This is a genomic window from Paenibacillus sp. J2R1T-4, from assembly GCF_059692235.1.
The window spans coordinates 39133-61802 of sequence record NZ_JCAUBA010000001.1 but is presented as its reverse complement, the minus strand read 5'-3'; the positions used below and the strand labels follow the sequence as shown (position 1 = coordinate 61802).

Genomic DNA, 22670 nt, shown 5'->3' with positions numbered 1-22670 from the left:
TTGCAAATAAAAAAACGTCATCGAGCTCTAACGAATATCAATAGTTCAACTATTTTGGATCCTGACGCAACACTCTCAATTATTTGGCGTTAATTACTATATAACCCAAAGATTATGCTCGGTTTATTATGCGGAATGGCTTTAGCAGCAAGCTCCGGAGTTGGGAGGGATATGATTTGAAAAAACGAATACTCGTTACATTAGCTATACCTTTATTGTTGCTATTAGCTTTTGGGCTTACATATATTCCACATAATGTTGTGAATATAGAACCATCAAAAGTTTCAAAAATTACTGTCTTTGATGGAAACACAGGATACGAATTAGAAATTAAGGATGAATCGGATATTAATTATATTATCAATAATTTAAACAATATTACCTTTCAAAAAGGTAAGCTTACATTTGGGTATATGGGTTATAGCTTCAAAACAACGATTTACAACCATAAAGGAAAAGCCATCAAGGAACTGATTATTAACTCAAATGATACAATAAGATATAAAGGTTTTTTCTATATATCTAAAAACCAATCAATTGATTTTAATTATATTAAACAGTTATTAGTACATGCGCATTATTAGAATTAAGGGGGGGCTTAGAAGTGTTGAACGTGTTTGATGTTTCGGAAACTCTTGTAGATCATATCAGGTCCAACTGTCCGGACGACATTGCAATAATTGCTTATTACGGGTCATATGCGCAAGGAACAGCTACAAGGCGATCTGACTTGGACTTTTTTTTCATTCCCGCTTCATCTAATGGTTACCGCGCAAGTATCCAGTTTATTATTGATGATATAAGTTTTGACTTTTGGCCAATCAGTTGGGAGCGCGCGGAAAGAATGGCCTCTTTTCAAGAATCACAAACCACGATTATCGCCGATTGCAAATTGCTTTATGTTCGCTCAGACGAAGACCGGGAACGATTCATGGGGCTGCGTGATACAATCTCCAATGTGCAGATGCAGGAAAATACACGAAGTCTGGTGGAGAAAGCAGAGGCGGAACTACGTAATGTTTATTTGCACTTGTATAAGCTGGGCCGAGCTGGCGATTCGGATAATATTACTTTTTACCGAACAGAAGCTCACGGGGTTTTAACGAAAGTGTTGCAAAGTCTTGCGCTGTTAAATCGAACTTACTTCACAAAAGGTTTTGGCAAAAACAAGGAGCAAATACTGCAACTTCCGTTAAGGCCCGCTCGCTTGGAGTCGTTAATGCACACAATTATGCAAGGCTGCATGGCGAACGACATCCTACAGGCATGTGAGCAACTGACAGCGGATACCCTTGAATTGGTGCTGGCTGAAAAAGAAAAGCATTCTAGCGCTCCTTCTTACCAGGATAGAATGAAAGGCTTTTACGAAGAGGAAAAAGGGGTTTTAGACAAAATCATCACGGCTTGCGAAATGAACGATTACGATACGGTTTTTTTCAATGCAATCCATGTGCAGGATGAAATCGCCCGCTTTCTATATTTTGCCGAAACGGGGCAATGGCCCTGCAACTTGACGGCCGATTCAGCTTATCAGGACATTTACAGACAGATAGGGCTCCCTGAAATAGTCGTTCTTCTCAATTCTCACGATTTATCGCAACTACAAGCAGCCGTGGAACGCTTGTGTTCTCTTTTAGAAAGCTATCTCCGAACCAAAGGAGTCGAAATTAATCGGTTTAATAACATGGAACAATTTGAAACATTCCTTAAGGAGAAGACGGCGGAAATGGCGAAGTTCGTTTAAAAGGAAGGATATAGCTTTTTCTATTATAGGGTAAGGAACTTGTCAAAGTCAGTGACAAGTTCCTTACCCTATTTCCGAATGGCAACTGAAGACTGTCTTTTGGATAGAATTGACTAGGCATAAGACAATCTATTCTAATGGTGAATAGGCGAGAACTGTGTCACTATTAAAGATAAATGAGCAATAGACTGGAAGGTAAGACGAGCTTCGGTGAGCGCTAAAAAGAGGCTTGTTATTGCATACAACATAGATTGCAGGAGAGGATGTAAAAGATGAAAAGGCTGGTAAGAGGGAATGTCAGTTGAAAGGGTATTTGGCTTTGCTTGGAGCGGTATTGATATGGGCAATGTCCTATATTGTGATGAAGGCGGCAACAACGGATTACCCTCAGATGCTTTTCCAATTTTGGAGGTATACTGCAGTGGCCGTAATCTATTTCATTTGCTTCTATCGCTCCATTATGGCGATTCCGATCTCGATCTGGAAGATTGGGTTGTTGCGACTCGGTTTGGCCAATTTTGTCCTTAGTTTTTTCTCTATTTATGCGGTACAGTATACGACGCCGACAAGGGTAGTTGTCATTAACAGTTTCATTATCGGTGTCGTTCCGTTGCTGCGATGGATCCATGACAGGAGTAAGCCGGTTCGCGTCGAAAAATGGGCGATCGGCATCGCACTAGCCGCCATTGCACTGCTACTGGGACCTCAAGACGGCGACGTACAGATGGGGGACGGTCTGGCTATGATCGGCATGCTCGGTTATGCCTACTCTATCGTAATTACAAACCGGATGCTTATGACAGAGCGTGCATCGGTCATACAGGTCTCCTTCCTGGGCGTAGCGGGCTGCGCAGTTTATTTCACCTTGTCGGCGATCGTCTATGCCTGCGTAAGTCCGGGTGGCTTGGCGTTGCATACATTGCTGATCCAGCCGATGACGCTCCTAGGAATATTATATATGATCGTGTTCGTATCGATTGCGGCCAATCTACTTCAAGTCTTCGGTCAACGCAGGCTGTCGCCAGTGACGGTATCGATCCTGTTCTGTCTGGAGCCTGCCGTAACAGCCGTGTTGGATTATGTCCTGCTTGGTAATGCTTCCTCGATTCGCGTGATCATATGTGGAATTCTACTTGTAGGAGCCACGATTATAGCTTCTCTGCAGAGCATAGAGGGAAGTGTAAAGAAAGGTAGAGTTCCGGTGAGCGAACGTCCCGGAGCGAGTACTCCTAATTGACAATAAAGCTATTGCTCAAAAAAATCCGAAAGCTTTGATGGATAAATTTAACTACAGAGAACTATAGGAGGAGCCTGTGTTGACAGAGTTCCTCTTTGTTTATTCAAGTAAGGTAGCATCGTTTGCGAACAACCTGTTAAACTGAAGTTGTAAAACCTGAGTGAAAGGACCGAATGAACGGCTGCATTTGGTGCATAGATGGAGAGTGTATTTATTTGTTTTTACGCAGAGTAACCCTTCTCAAAGAAAAATTACAGATTTAATAACTTACCCTTTCACAGTTCCAGCAATTAGTGGAATGGACACATTGGATTTCGATAGCGCTGTAACCTTCTTCGTAGGAGAAAATGGTTCTGGAAAGTCTACTTTACTTGAGGCTATAGCGTACCAGTGCGGATTTAATACCGCGGGCGGCGGGAGAAATAATTTTTATTACACTGATTCGCTGTACATTTATGCAGTAATGAATATTCATCAAAAACCGCTCTAAATTTTTCTAACGAACTCAGCAATAAACTGCCTTTATTGCTGCTATGGAGAGATATTTCTAATCAATTCTGCAACAACAAAAACGGAGCCGTGCGTGTTTGCGGGCTCCATTTTCTAATTAATTCAGGAATTTCACATACCGCTGTACCGTCACGCTTTCGGTATCGGATTCGTTTGGGCTTCCTCCTGGAATCCATACCGTGTACCCGCATCCCGGTCTCATCGAAATGCGCCACAGCGCTTTGCACGAGTGCTTCCGAGTAGAACGGTATAGCACACCAAGAACTTCCCGCAATCCAATTCTTGTTCGAGCATGGTCAATATTTTAAAGGTATGGTAAGTTCTTTTCCTATGTCTGTTACGATTGACAGTTCTTTGCTTAAAGGAACATATCCAGATGGTCAACCTGTACCTGGTTTGATTTGGTATTCGATGAAAGAAAAGAAAGTCATCAATTATGGAACTGGACCGATGGAGGTTTTCAAGCATGGTGTTAAGCTGGCATTGGTTGATGCGTTAGTCAACTTGAACGGCAGTCATTTGAACCGACAAGTGCCTACCATTTATGAAGACCTGTCCAGACGTGGAATGAAATCAGGGAGCATTAATGGCTTGATTTATCGAGGTACGGTTGAACATACGTTATCCATTCCGTTCTGGATTCAGGATTCTACTTCTTTACCTGGAACCATTCCTGTACAAGGACCGGATTTTTTTGCGCTTGGTGCTTTGTCCAATCCGCTTGAAAGGATTCAAAAGCTGCCAGACGGGTTAACCCGCCGCACGGATCTCTTGGTCAAGCGGAATCGTTGATTCCCCTTATCATTACTGGAACAGATCAAAAGCCGCAATACCTGCGGATCATTGATCTGAAATCATTTTTACTTAAGCTTATAACAAAGTCCAAGTAGAGCGCCTGCCCATGAAAATGAATATACCCAGTCATCTTTAAATCAAACAGCTAATGGCTTCTCCTTTCCACGGGATCGAACCCATTAGCTGTATTGTGATAAAATTCGAACCTTTTTTTATACCTTTACACCGTTTTTGTACGTGGCAATCAGGGAGGCTTTCTCGTTATTCCACTCGAGAAGGATGAGATCCGCTGGAGCACCTATTGCTAGTCCCTTCTGCGCTGGATGGCTGATTTTCATTGCCGGACGAATGGAGGCCATATCCCAGGCATCGGCAAAAGAACATAGCTGTGCTTTCACGAGATGAGATATGCCCCATAGCAGCATTTGTGCAGAACCAGCGAGAATATTCGGATTCTCTACAGTGTGTAGTCGACCATCCGGCTCTAGAACAACCTTGGTACCGATTTGGTAGTAATATTCACCTGGAGGCATACCGCTTAGCATGACAGCATCGCTAACAAGAATGGTTTTATCCCGCTTCATCCTTAAAACTACCTTCATTACAGCATCTGGAAGATGGAAGCCATCAGGAACGATACAAGCCCATAACTCATCACTTGCAAGTTGATCCCAGATATAGTTCGGGTGGCGTGGGAGCATCGAGTGCGACCCGTTGCCGAGATGTGTTGACAAGGAGGCACCCACTCCCACGGCCTCTTGGATTTGCTTCGACGTAGCGTTTGTATGCCCAATGGATACAATGACACCGCAATCTGTACATTTGCGGATGAATTGTGCAGCATTCGGCCATTCTGGTGAAAGCGTCAGGATGCGAATGTTGCCGCCAGCAGCTTCTTGCCAGCTCTGGAATAGATCCCAGTCAGGTGCTTGTATATGAGCTTTGTTATGAGCCCCACGAACACCATCTTCAGGAGAGATAAAAGGGCCTTCAAGATGGATTCCATGCACACATGAACGAGTAATTGGATCGGAGTCACAAGCTTGTGCAATCGTACGAACTGCCTCTTCAATTCTCTCAGTACTATTGGTTATGACAGTTGGAAGGTAAGTTGTAATACCTTCCCGCCATATCGCACGGGTCAACCGCTCTGTCGTACCATCCGGAAAGGGTAAAGTATTAAAATCCATCCCTTTGTAGCCGTTTAACTGTAGTTCGACCAAGCCTGGACCAATCATTGGCAAGGCGGATTCCTTGCGCTCGCCATTTGTTACTTGTTCTAGAGACTGGATAGAGGTAATAAGCCCCTTATGCATTCTTACTTCAATCAGTTCTCCCGTTCGATAATGAACCCCCTGTAGGACAGTTTGATTTGATTCCATAAGGATCATGCACCACTTTCTATTTATACGGTAATCGATTTCTATCGATTCAACTGAATAATAGAATAAGCCTTAATTACATGTCAAGAGCTAGTATGAAGTTATTTTCTGTTATTTGATTAAACGTTTAATTTTTTTTTCTAAACCTCATTGACAATAAAAATAAAGCTATGATAGATTGAAAAAAAGAAATCGATTACTAAGCTAGCGAAATGAGGGGAGTCAAGTATGAAAACAATCGCTTTAGTTGGAGCAGGTGGACGAGCACGAGCTATGTTTGCCTTGCCTTTTATTACTGAACTTAAAGACTTTGTCCGATTCGGAGGAATATTTGATACCAATACTTTAAGGGCGAAGGCGCTTAGTGAGGAATGCGGAGGCGTGCCGATTTACAATGATTTTGATACTATGCTGAAGCATGTTCGCCCGCACACCGTAGTGGTAGCCACTTCGGATTCGACTCATCATACATACATCATTGCCGCAATGGAAGCGGGCTGCGATGTTATTTCAGAGAAACCGATGACAATCGACGCGGAGAAATGCAGGGAAATTCTCGAAACTGAGAAGAGAACGGGGCGTTCGCTGAAGGTCACTTTCAATATGAGATATGTCCCTTATGCGGCCAAAATTAAAGAACTATTACAGCAGAAAGTTATTGGGGAAGTGCATCACGTTGCACTCGAATGGTTTTTGGATCGTTCTCATGGCGCTGATTATTTCCGTAGATGGCATGCACAAATGGAGATGAGCGGAGGACTTCTGGTTCACAAATCGACCCATCACTTTGACATAATCAACTGGTGGCTGGACAGCAATCCGAAGGATGTACATGCATTCGGTAAGCGAGTATTCTACGGTCCTACCCGTGAGAAGCGCGGGGAACGGTGCCTGACATGCGAGTATAAGGCGTCTTGCGAATTTTATTTTGATATAGCTAAGAATGATTTTGTAAACCGCTATTACTTACAAGCAGAGCAAGAAGATGGATATATCCGTGATCAGTGTGTCTTCGGAGAGCGGATCAATATATATGATACCATGTCTGTTCATGTTCAGTATCAGAGCGGAGCGATGCTTACTTATTCGTTAGTGGCGTACAGTCCGTTTGAAGGCTGGAGGGCTGTTATTCAAGGAAGTGAAGGGCGCATGGAAGTAAGTCAGTTATATAACGGGCCTAATAAATACTCCATTCATATAACTAAACCAAACGGTGAAACCGTGGAACACTTAATACCTGCTGCTGCAGGCGGGCATGGTGGAAGTGATGAACTTCTTCGAAAAATGCTATTCGTTGGTGGGATGGAAGATCCGCTTGGGCAGGAAGCCGGGAGTATGTCAGGGGCTATGTCGCTACTGATAGGGGCTGCTGCAAACATCTCAATAGCGGGAGAAAAGCCAGTTAGCATCAGCGAATTATTAGATCCACCTGTGGAGGTGACCGATGGCGTACGAGCAATATGAAGATCGGATTCGTCTGGAGAAACAGATGAATGAAAAGGTACACCAAACATCTCTTTACTGTGATTTCATCTATTATGAATCCTCACGTACACCGGGCATACAGCTGGCCGCTCGAATATTGAAACCAGATAAACCAGGTTACATTGTAGCGGGGACTCATGGCTGGCATATGGGTATTCATGGATTTAAACCTATGGATCAGCCGTTAGCTGGCAATGAATACTTGCGAATTGAAATCGATATGCGCGGCAGGCCTCACTCCGAAGGCGAAGCGGATTGCAATGGCTGGGAGCTATACGACGTTATTGATGCGATTGAATACGCACGCATCCATTATGCGGAATATATTGTCGATCCGAATATCGTTTATTTCGAAGCGGGAAGCGGTGGGGGGGGCAATGCACTTGCAATCGTCGGCAAATTTCCTGACACGTTTGCTGCCGTTACTTCATTGTGTGGTATATCTGACTATGCCCTCTGGTACAATCAGGATAAGGTCGGTGAATTCCGAGATGAGCTGGACATATGGATTGGCTGCAGCCCTGATACGAATGCTATGGCTTATAGGTCACGCAGTGGTCTTGAGACGGTCGGGAATTTATGCACTCCGATCTATATCGTCCATGGAGAGACGGATATTCGGGTGCCATCTGAGCATTCGAGAAGGTTTGTTGACAAGGCTGCTGAAACAGGCAGGAGTGCGCTTGTGCGTTATAGGGAGCTGCCAGGTGTGGGGACTGAAAGTCATTGGGGGAATGCGACAGATGAGATGATGGCTCTGATTGCAACCGAGAGTGAAGAGAACCGACGGAACTATCGTTCACCTGTACAATTGGCTTCATCTGGTGTGCTAACGATCGCAGGTTATTTGTTCACACGGTTGTTCTCGGTCGTACTCGACTCTATAGATAAGGTGGCGACCCTTGAATATGACTTGGATAAAAAGGAATTCAAGCTAACCTGTGAAGTAGATTGTGAGTACACTTTGACAGTCGATGGGGTGACAGCGAACCATCGAGCGTCGCAAATGTAGGATTAAGCGGAAACAGATAAGGCGTTCCAGACTCAATTCCCGGAGCGCTTCATTATGCCAATAACTTAAACGTTTAGGCAATACTACTTATTATTAAAAATTTAATTAAATATTGTGTTTGATTGTTTAGTGTACTATACTGATTGTAAAAGAGATAAGGTTTCGCGGTGATATGCTCTTGTTGGGCGGATGGAAAAGTGAAATGGGTAGTTCTACGCTAAACGGTGACCCTCTAGAAGGATAGAAGACCGTTTAAGCTTTTTATAGTAATCGATTACTAATTGAAGTCTTAGCGGTTTTGTGTCAATTGTAAGGAGGTGGTGTACCTTCAGAGACCTGTGTTCGGTATCAAGTTTGATGACAGAGGATTGCAAGGCATAATTGAAAGCGGAATCATAATGAAGTAAGGGGAAACAGTTACAACATTCGAGAGGAGTTATAACATGAGAAAGAATAAAAGCTGGAGTTTATTGATATTGATCATGATTGTTACGGTTTTGTCGGCATGCTCAGGCGGTTCAGGTGGAGAATCTACACCAAAACCTGATCAAACTACTGGTGCAGCAACGCCGCAAAAACCGAAGGAGCCTGTAGAAATCGTTTTTTACTCGAATAATGGAGACCCTACAGAGAGCTTTGATCTGCGGTTTGGCAATTTGCTGCGCAAGAAGTTTCCTGATTATACAATTAAATATATTCAGAAAGGGACAGGTACGAACTTGCCTGACTTGATTGCTGCTGGAACGCGCTTCGACATCTTCTTCCAGACGATCGGCAACTTCGAGGACGCTGCATTCAGCAGTGAAATTCAATACGATATGACGGACTTGGTTAAGAAACACAATGTAGACCTATCCCGTATAGAACCAACTCTCGTTGACGCGATTAAGCAGGTCTCTGGCGGAAAGATGTATGCACTGCCTATCTATAATAATAACCTTGTGATGTACTATAACAAGTCACTTTTCGATAAATTCGGAGTTCCTCACCCGAAAGACGGCATGACTTGGGATCAGGTAGCTGATATTTCCAAGAAACTGACTCGTAATGATGGAGGAACACAGTATATTGGGTTTGCTCATTCACCAGCCCATTCGGTTCGGATGATGCAGTTGTCCGTACCTTCGACAGATATTAAAACAGGTGCACCAACCATTAATACAGATGCAAGATGGAAGCGCTTTTTCCAAACGATTTTCTTGAACCCTGTGCAGGAAGCAGGTGTGCAAGACATGATGAAAGCGACGAATAAAATACCGGACTTTACCGAGTTTGTGAAGTCGAATAACATTGCCATGATTAATTATGTGTCCAGTCTGGCTACCGTATGGGAAGCGCAATTCAAAACAATGGATTGGGATTTCGTTTCCATGCCTACCTTCACGGATCTGCCGGGTGTAGGGTCGTCGTCCTATCCAAGCTATTGGGGTATTACTAAGATGGCGGCGAATAAGGATGCAGCGATGGAAGTACTAAATTATATGATCTCAAATGAGTTCCAAACAGAATTGGCTCGATTAGGTACTATGCCTGTACTGAAAGACAAAGCGATCCAGAAGGAGCTTGGCAAGAATACTGCTTTCAAGGATAAGAACTGGGGAGCTATCTTCTACAACAAATTTGCCCCTATCCCGGCTCAAGCGCCTAAAGAAGCCGTAATTGCCGGTATATATGCCAGTTACGGGACGAAAGCACAAATCGGAGCTCTCGACTTGAATACTGCACTGCGGCAGGCAGAAGAGGATGCAAAGAAGAAGATTGAGGAGCTTAATGCCACGAAAAAATGATTCTATTCAGGAGGCTCCAAGAATGGTTAGCTCCCCCAGAAGAATGGTATTCAAAAGAATGGTATTCATATGTATAGTCATGTTGCTGTTCATCTCCATATTGCCTTTTCTACCGCATCAGGCTGAGGCGTTGCAGGTGAATCCAAATGTATTGCAAAATGAGAGCTTTGAGCAGACGACGAATGGAATACCGAATCATTGGACAGCAGTGGGAGGGTGGGGTGGCACTGCTGTCACCCTTTCCCCACAGGCTGCTCGTACCGGGCTTGCAGGAGTGAATGTGCAGTCAGGTTCATACGCGAATCCTTGGGTTTACCAAGTCATACCGGTAGAGGCAGGTAATACCTATGACTTCTCCACGTGGTTCAAGTCGTCCGGTGTTCAGGGCAAAGGGGTTGTCATGAAGGTAGAGTTCTACAAGAATACACAGCTCGGTATCGCCAATTGGGTAGATGAAGTGTTCGGTCCTTACGTGAAAAATGTAACGGGAGATTGGCAATCGTATCAAATGCGGTTAAGAGCTCCTGAACAGTCAGCCTATGCCGTTGTATTTTTACGGTTATGGGGAACAGGGTCTGTCATGTTCGACGATGCAGCGGTCCGGCTGGTTAATCTAACGATGACTACAGATCAAATCAACTACTACACGGATCAGACACAAGCAAAAGTACAACTGGGGATGCGCTTTAACGATGATGATTATTCCGGTAAAACTGTGAATATCCGCATATCCGAGGCCGAATCTGGAACTGTCGTAAACTCGGCGTATGGATTATCGGCCCAACCGGAATTGGTATACACATTCGATCCATCGGTTATGACACCGAGCATCGCCTATAAGGTGGAGGCTTCCCTTATTGGACCGGATCAGACCCTATGGGATGAAGAGTCCTCGCTCATCTACCGCTGGGCTCGTCCCACAACGCTGCCGCCAGGAGGAATCATTCAATCGGATGGGCAACCGTTCTTCCCGGTCATCGCTTATCATGCCAATGTGGATCAGTACGCATTGTTGAAGCAGATCGGAATTAATACCGTACAGGGACCGCAGGCGTCTTCAATCGCTGATATTCACAGTGCGCTTGATGCTGCACATGCAAATGGATTGAAGGTGCTATTCCCGCTATACTACTACGTTAATATCACGAATGACTATGTGAAGCTGGAGCAGTATGTGAACGAGTTCAAAAACGATCCTGCATTGTTGGGGTGGATGGCGATCGATGAGCCAAGCGGCAACGGTGTGTCAGTGGAACAAGTGTCCAATGTATACGCGATTGTGAGAGCGTTGGATCCGACACATCCGGTATATACGTTGGAGGGTGATCATCGTCAATATGTGAACTATGCTCGCGTGCCGGATATTTTCGCTGTAGATACGTATCCATTGCCCAATCGTCCCATTACGATGGTGGGAGATCAGGTCAGGGAAGCAGTGGCAGCGGTGCAAGGGAGCAAGCCAGTGTGGTCCATCCTGCAAACCTTTGCTTATCCCGCGCCATCTTCGTGGACATACTTGCCCACAATAACAGAAGTTCGCAATATGGCATATCAATCCTTGCTCGCTGGAGCAACGGGTGTAGGTTATTATTCGATTAATGATCCAGGCTGGAGTCTTCCAGCATCGAAGCTTTGGTCGGGATTGGTCGAGTTTAAGCCGGAGCTTGAGCTGATTGGGGAGCTAGCACAATCAACGCCCATCAGTAATGCTAGAGCTGACGGCACGGAATGGGCCATCTGGAATAATGGTACTAATGGCGAGATGTATGTTATTGCGCTCAATGACACGACTCAGAATAAATCCTTATCTGTTCCGTTGCCTATCACTGGATACCATGCAGAGCTAATGTACGGAGATCTGCCAAGCTCATTCAATGACCTGACCGATCAATTGCATGTAGAGCTTGGTGCTTATGAAACCCTTGTATACAAATTGACTCCATTTGCTTTCACAGCAGATAAAGCGGCTTCAGAGTTGGCGGAAGCTCAGTTTTTGTCGGCTAAACCGCACTGGACGAATAAGACAACTGAGTTGATCGAAGGGCTTCAGGATGTCGTGGATATGTTGAATAGCTCAACACCCAATATAGAGAATGTTACATCAGATGTGGCGAGCTTGATCGACCAGGCACAATCTCTGATGGCGTGGGTGGAAAAGCATCCCACTCAATCGCTCGGTGGGGATCGTACGGCAATGGTCGCAGCACTACAGCAATTCATAGACCATATTAGGAAAATTCCAGGCGCTCTAATTGGAATCGAGTTGCAGATTGGGTCAGGGGGAACCGTTCTATCTGGGGAACCATCGCAAATCAATGTAACGTTGAAGAACAGGGGAGCCTATCCATTAACAAACACAACGGTAACGATTCAGTTTCCTGATTCGTTACAACTAGCTCCTATTACAGAAACAATTGGTACCCTTAATGCTAGCGGGACGTATAGTAGTACCCATTCCTTTACCATCCCGATCGATGCAGGTGAAGCCGTTTACGATGTAAAAGGTGTTGTGGACTTCGTGTACGGAAACGTGGAGCTTGAGAATCAGTCGACGAATAGCTTCCGCACTATACCTCTAATGGCCATACAACTTAATCCAAATTCAATTACGCTGTCGGGTTCGGAGAATGTTCCCTTTCAAATTCAGTTGGTTAACAGGGCGAATCATGCCATTACAGCTGAGCTATTGCCTCAAATATCGTCACTCATAGGGGTGAATATACCAGCATCCGTGACGATAGGCGCCGGAGGGAATGAAACCGTTCAAGGTTCGGTATATTTGAATCAGGGATCTGTTGCGAATGGATCGTACCCCCTGAAGATTCAGGCTAGTGTCGGTACTCTAACGTTTGATTCACTTCCATTAATGGTGGAAGTGAGCCGGAATTTGGTCCCAAATCCAGGCTTCGAGACGGCTGCCGGCAACGGTACATCAGCCAATAATTGGTTTGGAAGTGCGGGGTTCTGGGACTCAGTGGTGGTTCATCAAGGTCTTCGCTCGATGCGGTTGTCACCAAGCAGTACGAATGGCAACAATTTTGTATATTCGGCTCCAATTTCCCTTGCAACCAATCGAAGCTACACCTTATCCGGATGGACGAAGCACGGGTCGACTGTTGGGCAAGTGCTCCTAGGGATACGGTACACTAATGCATCGGATGCAACGATTTCGTACCAATGGTTAACCGTGCCATCTAGTGCAAACTGGACATATCGCGAATTGCCGCTTGTAGTCCCGGTGGGAACTATGAATGCTTACGTTCAATTCCGTGTGAACCAAACAGTGAATGCGCAAGCATGGCTCGATGATCTTTCCTTAGTAGAAAATCTGACTCCATAATAGATCTGTTGGCCTTGTGAGGCTGGTTCAGGTTACTTCAGAAATCGCCACCTTGGCGTCGATCACGTAAACGGTCGGCAACAAGGTGGCAATTTGTGTGGATAAGTCTATTTAGCCTAACAGGATGATCTAGGAAGACCACTGAAAAAGTCCCTCTAAAAGCTAAAAAGGTAAAGTACAGGGGAGGGGGGAGAGTATGGAAGAAAGCGCTTTATTATGCATAAACTTAAACGTTAACTTCATAATACTGCATATAAATAGTTTAATTAAACATTGTGTTTGGTTGTGCAGTATACTATACTAATCGTAAAAGAGATAAGGGTGATATGATGCCATGGTTACGATTAAAGATATTGCAAGAGAGGCAGGAGTTACTTTTGTAACTGTGTCGCGTGCATTGAATAATGAACCCGGTGTCAGTGATACCAAGAGAGAGGTCATCAAGCGGATTGCAGAACAGATGAATTATGTACCTAGCTTGGCGGCCAAGAAGCTTGCGCAGAGGCAACCAAGTATGCTGGGCATGATTTGGCCCAAACTGAAAGGGCTGTTCTTCTATGACTTAAGCTTTGAGATTCAGAAGGAGGCATCGCAGCGAGGCTTGCAGGTCATATTCTCCATGGCGGGAGCCGGAGAGGCTATGCGTACCTTCAATCGTTATTTTGTCGATTATGTAGTATTTTGGCGGTCAGATTGGAATCCTACATTGGAATTTTTACAAGAGAAGGAAAGGTTTCGCGGTGATATGCTCTTGTTGGGTGGATGGAAAAGTGAAAAGGCACATAGTTTATCCATAGATCGGATCGGGGCTGTTCGTAATGCAGTACATCACCTGGCGGAATTGGGACATACCCGAGTAGGATTCATCGGACAGTTGGATTTGCACAAATACAATGGTTACATGCAGGGAGTAGCGGAATCGAGGATTGAATATCGACAAGATTATGTTATAGATCCCCTCCAACAAACATTCAGACACAGGTTTATACAATTGATGAGTCAGGCAGACAGACCAAGTGCTCTTGTTGTTGACAGCCAGGGCAGCTTACATCCGACAATCCGGTTGCTTCGAGAACTGGATCTGAAGGTGCCAGAGCATATGTCACTCGTTGTATACGATGATATACCGGATCTTGAAAACTTTGATGTTCCACTCACGACTTCAGGTCCTTCGATTGAATACTTGGCTAAACGCACACTAGATATATTAACGGGACAGGTAGTGACAGATAACAGCTATAAATGGGTGCAAGAAGAAGTAAACTGCAACCTAACGGTTCGAGGCTCCACGATGCCGTGGAAGGGGTAGTTTTACGCTAAACGGTAACTCTCTGGAAGGGCGGAAAGGTCGTTTTAGCTTTTAATGTAATCGATTACTAATTGGAATCTTAGCGGTTTTGTATCAATTGAAAGGAGGTGGTGCACCTCCAGAGACCTGTTATTCGTTATCAAGTTTGATGACAGAGGATTGCAAAGCATAATTGAAAGCGTAATCATAATGGAGTAAAGGAGGGACAGTTACAACATTCGAGAGGTATAACATGTGAAGGAATAAAAGCTGGCGGTTGAAGTTTCCTGACTAACATCGAGGAGCTTAATGCCAAGAAAAAATATTCTATTTAGGAGGATCCAAGAATGGTTAACTCCCTCAAAAGAATGGTATTCAAAACACGACGTGGATTCATCCCAAGCGGCATTTGGGGAATAGTACGCCTTTCTTGGCTTCCAAAAGTTACTCAAGGGTTCTTTTTAAGGGCGGAAAGTTTTTACCATTTTGCTAGCCATCTTGACCAAGTGGCCAAAGATGATCCTACTTTCAATTATCAAGGTTACGGCGGTAAATCGTTACACCACCAATCTCATGGTGAATCTTTTTTATCGCTATTCTTAAACCGATTTGGAGGAAAGAGAATTTATTTGTTAGACGAACCCGAGGCAGCTTTGTCACCAGCCCGTCAACTAGCCTTTCTAAGGATCATTCATCAATTGGAAAGGCGTCGGAATACTCAATTTATTATTGCAACACATTCGTCTATTCTTCTGGGATACCCAAACGCAAAGATTTTTAGCTTTGATTTATCCTCCATTGAAAACATCAGTTATGAAGATACGGAACATTATCAAATTACTAAAGGTTTTTTAAATCGAACAGAGAGATATTTGGAGGATATGTTTCGTGATGACTAGATAGAGGTCTTTGATTTAAAGGGAATGGGGTTCCAGAATATTGATTTCATTGATTTAGAGTTCGATAATCCAGAAAACCTTTTACCGAAAGATGTAATATATATCAGTGGTGGCAATCCGTTTAACTTGTTGTTCCATACTAAGAAAAGCGGAGCTGTTGAAATTTTTAAAATAATAGCATCTCAGAATGTAGTGATTGTTGGTGTTAGTGCTGGTGCAATATTACTTGGACCGAACATTAAAATTGTTCATTTTTTCACTCCTCAAATGAATACATTGAATATAAAGGATTTTGCCGCATTAGATTTAACAGAGAAACTTATATTCCCTCATTACGACAGGGAAGACTTGTTTAAAGATGGTTCAGGTAAGACAATTGAAGATAGAATAGAGGAGTTTGAAGCAGCCCTTGAAAAATGTGAAGTTACAAGAATAAAAGATGACCAATCTATCTCAATCATAAAATAAATAAATGACTGGACCCAACCCGAATTAATTGTTTAATACCAGAGGAGGATAAAGTTACCAGGCGAGGAGATAACATCATTGAAACCGATAATACAACTACTGCATTTTGGCTATCATCAGGCGATGAGCTGCATATTTCCTATTGCGATCTTTGGGACTTTAGCTCTTTCTAGCGTAATAGAGTTGCCTTTCATTTACCGTTATGATGCCATTCTTTTTATACTGCTTGCAGTGCAGTACCTCATGTACCGTAGTGGATTAGAGACACGCGATGAAATTAAAGTTATCTGTGTATTTCACTGTATTGGTTTGATGCTGGAAATATATAAGGTAAGGATGGGATCATGGTCATACCCTGAGCCCGGGCTTACGAAGTTGTTCGGTGTACCGCTCTATAGTGGATTTATGTATGCAAGTGTTGCAAGCTTTATGTGTCAGGTATGGCGTAGACTCAAGATGAACATGAACGGCTGGCCGGGGCTTACTTCTGCGGGATTACTAGGAGGAGCCATTTATCTGAACTTTTTCACACATCATTTCATTCCTGATTTTCGTTGGTGGCTGACGGCGCTTGTGCTCATTGTCTTTTGGAGAACATGGATCATATATCGGGTACGGACCATTACTTATCGAATGCCCTTGACACTGGCTTTTTTCATAGTAGGTTTTTTCATCTGGTTAGCCGAAAATATAGCTACATTTTTTAATGCTTGGAAATATCCTGACCAGTACCATGCCTGGGAGCTGGTTAGTTTCAGTAAGATCAGTTCGTGGTTCCTTCTCGTAATTATTAGCGTCATTATTGTTGCTCAGCTTAAACATGTTAAAGCTAGCCGGAATACGAAAGATTCCGGTTAAATTACTTGCAAAAAACATAAAGGATTTCCTTTCCCTATTTATTACTCTTAAAGAATTATCTTAATAGTATAATGAAAAGGGAAGATCGAATAGCTATAAACGCTTTAAAGAGCATCATGATTTTGTAACGATATAAGTGAAAATAACTTGGGAAAGTAGAGGATCGAGATCATGTACACAATACCAATTACCAGCGAGTGGATTCATGGAGCCGTTTCTTTGGAAAGAACCGAGCAAGGTATTCGTCCATGGAGGTTACCATACGACAAGCTTCGAGTGTTTGCAGAGAGTTTAATTGACAAAGCAGGAGAAGCTGCAGGAGTTCGAATAGCCTTTACAGGTTCAGTAGGTACAGGCACAAATGGCTTGATCGAACTGGAGGTCGTTCCCGGTGAAAAGGAGCGACTATTCGATCTGATAGTAGACGATAGGCTTATCCAAACCGTTACAGTGGAGCCGGGAGCAGAACGCTGTTTGTTTGATCTACCTGCAGGTGAACGTTTCGAGATCTATTTACCGCAAAATGCCGCGGTTATATTGAAAGCACTACACGTGGACGAGGCAGCTCATATTGTTCCATATCGTAATGAGCGTGTCCGGTGGATTACCTACGGAAGCTCAATCACACAGTGTGCAGCAGCCGCAAGCCCTTCCCTAACCTGGCCGGCGATAGTGGCTCGAAACAAGGGCTGGGATTTAACCTGCCTTGGTTTCGGGGGACAATGCCACATTGAGCCAACCGTAGCAAGAGTGATTAGAGAGCTTCCCGCCGATATCATTTCATTATGCCTCGGTATTAATGTGATGGGCGGCAATACGATGAACATTCGCACTTTCCGCTCTGCTGTCATAGGGATGATTGAGTTGCTCCGAGAAAAACACATGACAACCCCGCTCGTTGTATGTTCGCCTATCTATTGCTCTTACAGGGAGTCTACCGAAAATGCTGTAGGGATGACATTGGAGATAATGCGTGAGGAAATCCGTGCAGCTATCTCCATCTTGCAGGGATATGGTGATCGCAATTTAATGTATATTAACGGTCTGGAGTTGTTTGGGGAAGCATATGCCGGTAATCAGCCTGATCAGTTGCATCCCAATGCGGAAGGGTACCAACTGATGGGAGCACGGATGACGGATATGCTGACGGGTCTTCGTTTATAAGCTGAGCGGCTGTAGTGAATGTGGGACAAGCTATTTCAGGCTATTGGCCAGTTTATGGAATAATCATTAATGAAATTTTGACATTTTTCCAAGCGAAGGTGGGTAGTGAAAGTGGAAAAGAATGGGGTCAAAACGATTGATGAATACGTTGCACAGTTCCCAAGTGAAACTCAAGAAATATTAAACAAGCTTAGACAAGTCATTCAAGAGACTGCACCAGAGGCAATGGAGAAAATCAGTTACCAGATGCCGACATTCGCATTGCATGGGAATTTGGTACATTTTGCAGCTTATGAGAATCACATCGGTTTTTATCCTACACCTAGTGGGATTGAAATGTTTAAAGATGAGCTGTCTTCTTATAAGTGGGCGAAAGGGTCCGTTCAATTCCCCATTAATAAGCAATTACCTTACGAGTTGATTAGGAGGATTGTTGATTTTCGGGTCAACGAGAGCAAGAGAAAGGCTGAATCGAAGTTGAAGTAGATGTGAGCAAAAGAAGACATATCCCATTAATTAATGGATTCAAGAGCTATATAACCCACACCACAAGGCTGCCGAGGAGTACTATACATTGCGTGTGATGGTCAGTAATTTTACCGAACCACAAAAAGATGTCGTTACCATCAAGGCATGGAGCGGAAACGATTCAGTCGGAACTCCTCTGGTAAACTTAGTTGAGGATTTCAACTAGTAATGAAAGCTAGTAAGGGGGCACCTAGTCGGTGCCCTTTTTTCTTGTTCGCTTAGAATGGGCGATAACTTGGTTGTGTAAGCATGCTACTTCATGGTTTGTTTTATTTGTTCGACACAATCCTTAATCGTATCAATTACTACTCTGGGCTCTGAAAATTGAGGGAAATGACCGCTTTTTTCAGCGAGGATATGTTTGCTGTATCTAGACAATGTAAGTAGCTCCAACTGATGCTCTATTCTTTTTTTACGAACTACCTCTGGCATCATCCGATTTTCTTTCCCGCCAGTAATCACATATACAGGTATTTCGGGGAAAAGATTGTTTGCATGGATTTGTTCCACCGTTTTTTTAACAAAATGAACTTCATTAAATTGTTTATGGGAAGACAAGGAATCAAACATTGAGAAAATCTTGTTAATTGTTTTTACTATCGTACCTTGATATTCATTAAGGCTTGTATCTTTGGGATGGCTGGATTCTAAAAACACAATGCCAGCTACTTCGTTTGGGTAACATCGTGCATATAAATTTGCATATAATCCACCTAATGAATGTCCAACTAGCATGAATGGAGGTTCTAATCCTACTATCTGTAATGCCTCTCTTAACGTTTCGACAATCGTTAGTCCATCTTGGGGTTCTTGAGGCTTGTCACTACCAGAAACACCAAAACGATTATAGGAAAATACACATGAAGAGACTGAAATTTTGGGTAGTATTTTCATCCAACCTTCTATGGGTCCGGAACCGCCGTTAATTAAGACGATATTAGGTTTTCCGTTCCCGCTAATATTATATTGTAACTTCCCTTTTGATGTATCTAATTTAGATTTCTCTATTACCAAAAGCACGACACCTCACTTTGTTATCGCTGTAATCACTTTAGTGATACGTTCTCAACGAATGTGGGTTGCATTAAGCAAACCGAACAATATGATTTGGATAGAATTGACCATGCATAAGACAATTTATTCTAATGGTGAATAGCCGACACCTGTGTCACTCTTAATGTTAAAAGAGCAATAGACTGGAAGATAAAACTTGGGGGAAAGAAAAGGAGAAGCTAACAATGAAGCTGTTAATCCTGTCCGATGTACATAGCAACATGGATTCGCTTGAAGCGATTTTAATGAGGGAAAAAAACAGTGATTTGATATATTGTGCCGGGGATTTGGTCGATGTTGGGTTTTATCCGCAGGAAGTCATTGATTGTGTTCGGGATAACAAAATTATGTCCGTTAAGGGGAATCATGATGAGCTCATCATTGAGACGTTTCGCAGTGGCAAGCATCTCGAAGATCTGCCCATTGAAGAGCTTACGTGGCCGATCATCAACGCCAGAAAATTGAATGAGTCTTCTATTACTTATTTGGAAAACTTGCCGAAACAAATCGATTTTCAGATTGATGATATTGCATACAGTTTGCAGCATCTATTCAAAGGCTATGAAACAATTGGTAGCTATCCTGAGTTTATGAGCTTTTGGAATCACCAAACCAATGAGAAGAATTGTCATTACCAAAAGAAAAGATTGATCTTTGGCCATACTCACAGACAATGTGTCACCTATGTTCATAACGACTGCTTATGGATGAATCCAGGGAGTGTAGGCTATAACCGTCCTGATGATCCCTCAATCGCCGCACACTATATTACCATTACAAATGGTAATATTGAATTAAAGCATGTTGAGCACGAAAAAAGTATACCGCAACATGAGTTGCGCCGTCTCTTCACTGAGCGATATCAAAGTAGAAAATAATACGATCGTGCCTAAATACTTTGAGGAATACGAAGCTGCCGGTTATATTATCGGCAGCCTCGCTGCGTTTAAGGTGATTAGAGAGTGGAGGCAACTGTTTGCTTTTGTTTAAATAATTATCTGTAATTTTTTACTACAATAGATTATTTTTAACCAAATTAAAGGAAAAGCACGTGTGCAGGGGAGAATATACTAAGATCCCCATCACTTAATGAAGTATTGTGGGATTAAGGATAGGAATCGGAAGGAGGAAACGGATGTTACAGGTAGATACACCCGGCCAGATCGTGATCCTGAACGGGACGCCTCGATCCGGGAAGTCCAGCATTGCCACCGTAATCCAGAATACGTTTGAGGGTGTGTGGATAAACATGGGTGTCGATCGGTTCATGCAGATGACCCCAGAACGTTATCAGCCAGGGATCGGGCTGCGGCCTGGGGGTGAACGCCCCGACCTCGAGCCTCTCATTGTGATCCTGTATCGCGCCATGTATGAGGCGATTGCTATACACAGCCGCTTGGGGCTAAACGTCGTAGTGGATATCGGGCACCATGACGCCTATTCTGTCCCGCAGGGGATTCTCCACAACTGTGCTCGGATATTGAAGGACCTGCCAGTATTGTTCGTGGGCGTGCGTTGCCCAATCGAGGTTATCATGGAACGACGGATCGCTACCGGGTATCTCGGTTACGCCGATGACGGCTCTGTACCAAAACCAGTGAGCTTGTGGCATCAGACTATCCATGTGCCAGGTATCTATGACCTGGAGATCGATACTTCGGTGCTCAGCTCAGAGGTGTGTGCTGGCTTGATCCGTCAGCGACTAGAAGATGGTCCACTACCATCGGCTTTCAAGCGTCTTGAGGCCATGGCCACTGGATAGTGAAAGTGGTGTCAAGGTTTAATAAAATGGGGGATAAAGGGCTATGTTATTGGAACAAGAAGTGCCCTTACTTTTGAGAGTCGGATTTCTGTTAGTAATGGTTCCAGTAGTTGCTGTAACTATTAGTTTGATGATTAAGTATAAAAAATATGGTTTTGGATGGATTCTTAGCCACCTTATATTGTTTTCTATTGGTGCACTCTTTTGGATAAGAATACTCGAAACAAGGGCCTTCACAAGCTCTGCTTACAACTCTTTAGCTATCGCAGGGATAGGAGTATTATGGGGCATTAGCATGATCTTTTTTGTCATGGGTTTACTTGTTTTAAGTGACAGGATTAAACAGAGGCCAGATAAATAAAGACAGCTTCCTCATTTTTTTAAATGTATAAAAATATATTTACAATATTGAGATTGCTTGGTAACATAATCCCATTATTTGAAATGCGATGAAGAGGGCAGTAAATAAATGAATTCTTTCACAGAGAGCTCCGGCAGTTGAAAAGGAGTAAAGAATTATTTATTGAAGAAAGCCTCTGAGCAGCACATCGGAACCAGAACAAGGGGGATGGTGTGACAGGAGCTCCTGTTACAGAGCTAAAGTATAAGCATTCTCCTTAGAGTAGTGCCGTACTTGAAGAGGCTAATAGGGTGATGTATTAGCAAATCATGGGTGGTACCACGAGTATATTAATCTCGTCTCTGAGACTATAAGGTCTTGGGGGTGGGATTTTTTCTTTTCTGTAACAAATATGTAACGGCTTGATTGTACTATTTTTGAGGGGAGTGTTTACATGGATAGTGTGGAAATCGTGAGAAGATTTTATGATGAAACAGTAAATTATGAATGGAAACGGCTTGATCGTCACAAAGTCGAGTATGAAATTAGCAAACGTTTCATAAACCGTTACGTTAAGCCGAATGACAGAGTTTTAGACCTTGGCGGTGGTCCAGGAAAGTATTCTCTCTACCTTTCGGAGCTGGGCTGTGATGTGACATTGGCTGATCTTTCTCAAAGCAATGTGGACTTTGCGCTTAATAAGGCAAAAGAACTTGGACTGCCTCTTAGTGGCTTATGTGTAGATAGTCGTGATTTATCAGATATCGACGATGGGCAGTATGATCATGTGCTGTGTATGGGCCCGATGTATCATCTGAAAGACGAGAATGACAGAGTAAAAACTATAGAGGAATGTATAAAAAAATTAAAGCCTAACGGAACTATATTTGTGTCATTCGTTTCTTCCTACTCGTTCGTTTGGGATTATCTACTCCGAAATCCGGATTTGATCCTAACGGATGAGAGGAAATCAGAACTAAATGTTATGCTAGACGATACGGCAGCCGACTGATATCCG

20 protein-coding genes, 1 pseudogene and 1 other annotated feature are annotated in these 22670 nt (G+C 43.4%); of the genes and pseudogenes, 19 read left to right on the top strand and 2 right to left on the bottom strand.

What is annotated here, in order from left to right; genetic code table 11:
• The first annotated feature begins 176 nt into the window (after positions 1 to 176).
• The 5 genes and pseudogenes from AC58QD_RS00275 (at position 177) to AC58QD_RS00255 (ending at position 4283) form a co-directional block, all read left to right on the top strand.
• Positions 177 to 584, top strand: coding sequence for a hypothetical protein (locus tag AC58QD_RS00275; protein WP_497328803.1), 408 nt, complete (start codon positions 177 to 179; stop codon positions 582 to 584).
• A 20-nt stretch (positions 585 to 604) separates the two neighbouring features.
• Positions 605 to 1744, top strand: a complete 1140-nt coding sequence (locus AC58QD_RS00270) for a kanamycin nucleotidyltransferase C-terminal domain-containing protein (RefSeq protein ID WP_497328801.1) — start codon at positions 605 to 607, stop codon at positions 1742 to 1744.
• Positions 1745 to 2045: 301 nt separating this feature from the next.
• The gene (locus AC58QD_RS00265) at positions 2046 to 2981 is read left to right on the top strand and encodes a DMT family transporter (RefSeq protein ID WP_497328799.1); all 936 of its coding nucleotides are present in this window, start codon (positions 2046 to 2048) and stop codon (positions 2979 to 2981) included.
• A 215-nt stretch (positions 2982 to 3196) separates the two neighbouring features.
• Positions 3197 to 3426, top strand: a pseudogene (locus AC58QD_RS00260) (AAA family ATPase); the annotation flags it as partial.
• A gap of 395 nt (positions 3427 to 3821) precedes the next feature.
• Entirely contained in the window at positions 3822 to 4283 is a 462-nt protein-coding gene (locus tag AC58QD_RS00255; RefSeq protein WP_497328797.1) for a hypothetical protein, read from the top strand.
• A gap of 215 nt (positions 4284 to 4498) precedes the next feature.
• Here AC58QD_RS00255 and AC58QD_RS00250 read toward each other — a convergent pair whose 3' ends face one another.
• Positions 4499 to 5668, bottom strand: a complete 1170-nt coding sequence (locus AC58QD_RS00250) for an N-acetylglucosamine-6-phosphate deacetylase (protein WP_497328795.1) — start codon at positions 5666 to 5668, stop codon at positions 4499 to 4501.
• Between the two features lie 228 nt (positions 5669 to 5896).
• Here AC58QD_RS00250 and AC58QD_RS00245 point away from each other — a divergent pair, with 228 nt between their 5' ends.
• The 10 genes from AC58QD_RS00245 to AC58QD_RS00200 all read left to right on the top strand — a co-directional run bounded on the left by AC58QD_RS00245 (position 5897) and on the right by AC58QD_RS00200 (position 18455).
• Positions 5897 to 7132, top strand: coding sequence for a Gfo/Idh/MocA family protein (locus AC58QD_RS00245; RefSeq protein WP_497328793.1), 1236 nt, complete (start codon positions 5897 to 5899; stop codon positions 7130 to 7132).
• Positions 7113 to 8165 carry an alpha/beta hydrolase family protein gene (locus tag AC58QD_RS00240; protein ID WP_497328791.1) on the top strand — a complete coding sequence of 351 codons (1053 nt, stop codon included), beginning with the start codon at positions 7113 to 7115 and terminating at the stop codon, positions 8163 to 8165. The genes AC58QD_RS00245 and AC58QD_RS00240 overlap by 20 nt, the downstream gene beginning before the upstream one ends.
• A gap of 443 nt (positions 8166 to 8608) precedes the next feature.
• On the top strand, positions 8609 to 9952 hold the full coding sequence (locus AC58QD_RS00235; protein WP_497328789.1) for an ABC transporter substrate-binding protein: 1344 nt from the start codon (positions 8609 to 8611) through the stop codon (positions 9950 to 9952).
• Positions 9953 to 9974: 22 nt separating this feature from the next.
• A complete protein-coding gene (locus AC58QD_RS00230; RefSeq protein ID WP_497328787.1) occupies positions 9975 to 13292 on the top strand; it encodes a carbohydrate binding domain-containing protein in 3318 nt (1105 codons plus the stop codon).
• 334 nt (positions 13293 to 13626) lie between these two features.
• Positions 13627 to 14601 (top strand): LacI family DNA-binding transcriptional regulator, encoded by a 975-nt coding sequence (locus tag AC58QD_RS00225; protein ID WP_497328785.1) that lies wholly within the window; start codon positions 13627 to 13629, stop codon positions 14599 to 14601.
• Between the two features lie 326 nt (positions 14602 to 14927).
• Positions 14928 to 15479: an AAA family ATPase gene (locus tag AC58QD_RS00220; protein ID WP_497328783.1), complete on the top strand. Its 552-nt coding sequence runs from the start codon at positions 14928 to 14930 to the stop codon at positions 15477 to 15479.
• 24 nt (positions 15480 to 15503) lie between these two features.
• Complete coding sequence (locus AC58QD_RS00215) at positions 15504 to 15947, top strand: Type 1 glutamine amidotransferase-like domain-containing protein (RefSeq protein WP_497328781.1); 444 nt, start codon at positions 15504 to 15506, stop codon at positions 15945 to 15947.
• A gap of 78 nt (positions 15948 to 16025) precedes the next feature.
• Complete coding sequence (locus AC58QD_RS00210; RefSeq protein WP_497328779.1) at positions 16026 to 16805, top strand: DUF817 domain-containing protein; 780 nt, start codon at positions 16026 to 16028, stop codon at positions 16803 to 16805.
• Positions 16806 to 16976: 171 nt separating this feature from the next.
• On the top strand, positions 16977 to 17969 hold the full coding sequence (locus AC58QD_RS00205; protein WP_497328777.1) for an SGNH/GDSL hydrolase family protein: 993 nt from the start codon (positions 16977 to 16979) through the stop codon (positions 17967 to 17969).
• A 105-nt stretch (positions 17970 to 18074) separates the two neighbouring features.
• Positions 18075 to 18455 (top strand): iron chaperone, encoded by a 381-nt coding sequence (locus AC58QD_RS00200; RefSeq protein WP_497328775.1) that lies wholly within the window; start codon positions 18075 to 18077, stop codon positions 18453 to 18455.
• 294 nt (positions 18456 to 18749) lie between these two features.
• Here the strand turns inward: AC58QD_RS00200 and AC58QD_RS00195 are convergent, their stop codons facing one another.
• Complete coding sequence (locus AC58QD_RS00195) at positions 18750 to 19511, bottom strand: alpha/beta fold hydrolase (RefSeq protein ID WP_497328773.1); 762 nt, start codon at positions 19509 to 19511, stop codon at positions 18750 to 18752.
• A gap of 224 nt (positions 19512 to 19735) precedes the next feature.
• On the opposite strand from AC58QD_RS00195, the gene AC58QD_RS00190 reads away from it, so the two are divergent.
• The 4 genes from AC58QD_RS00190 to AC58QD_RS00175 all read left to right on the top strand — a co-directional run bounded on the left by AC58QD_RS00190 (position 19736) and on the right by AC58QD_RS00175 (position 22664).
• Positions 19736 to 20428 (top strand): metallophosphoesterase family protein, encoded by a 693-nt coding sequence (locus AC58QD_RS00190; protein ID WP_497328772.1) that lies wholly within the window; start codon positions 19736 to 19738, stop codon positions 20426 to 20428.
• Positions 20429 to 20649: 221 nt separating this feature from the next.
• Entirely contained in the window at positions 20650 to 21312 is a 663-nt protein-coding gene (locus tag AC58QD_RS00185) for a chloramphenicol phosphotransferase CPT family protein (RefSeq protein ID WP_497328770.1), read from the top strand.
• 43 nt (positions 21313 to 21355) lie between these two features.
• Positions 21356 to 21673, top strand: a complete 318-nt coding sequence (locus tag AC58QD_RS00180) for a hypothetical protein (protein WP_497328768.1) — start codon at positions 21356 to 21358, stop codon at positions 21671 to 21673.
• 79 nt (positions 21674 to 21752) lie between these two features.
• Positions 21753 to 22019 (top strand) — a binding site (T-box leader).
• A gap of 87 nt (positions 22020 to 22106) precedes the next feature.
• Positions 22107 to 22664 carry a class I SAM-dependent methyltransferase gene (locus tag AC58QD_RS00175; protein WP_497328766.1) on the top strand — a complete coding sequence of 186 codons (558 nt, stop codon included), beginning with the start codon at positions 22107 to 22109 and terminating at the stop codon, positions 22662 to 22664.
• Positions 22665 to 22670: the final 6 nt, after the last annotated feature.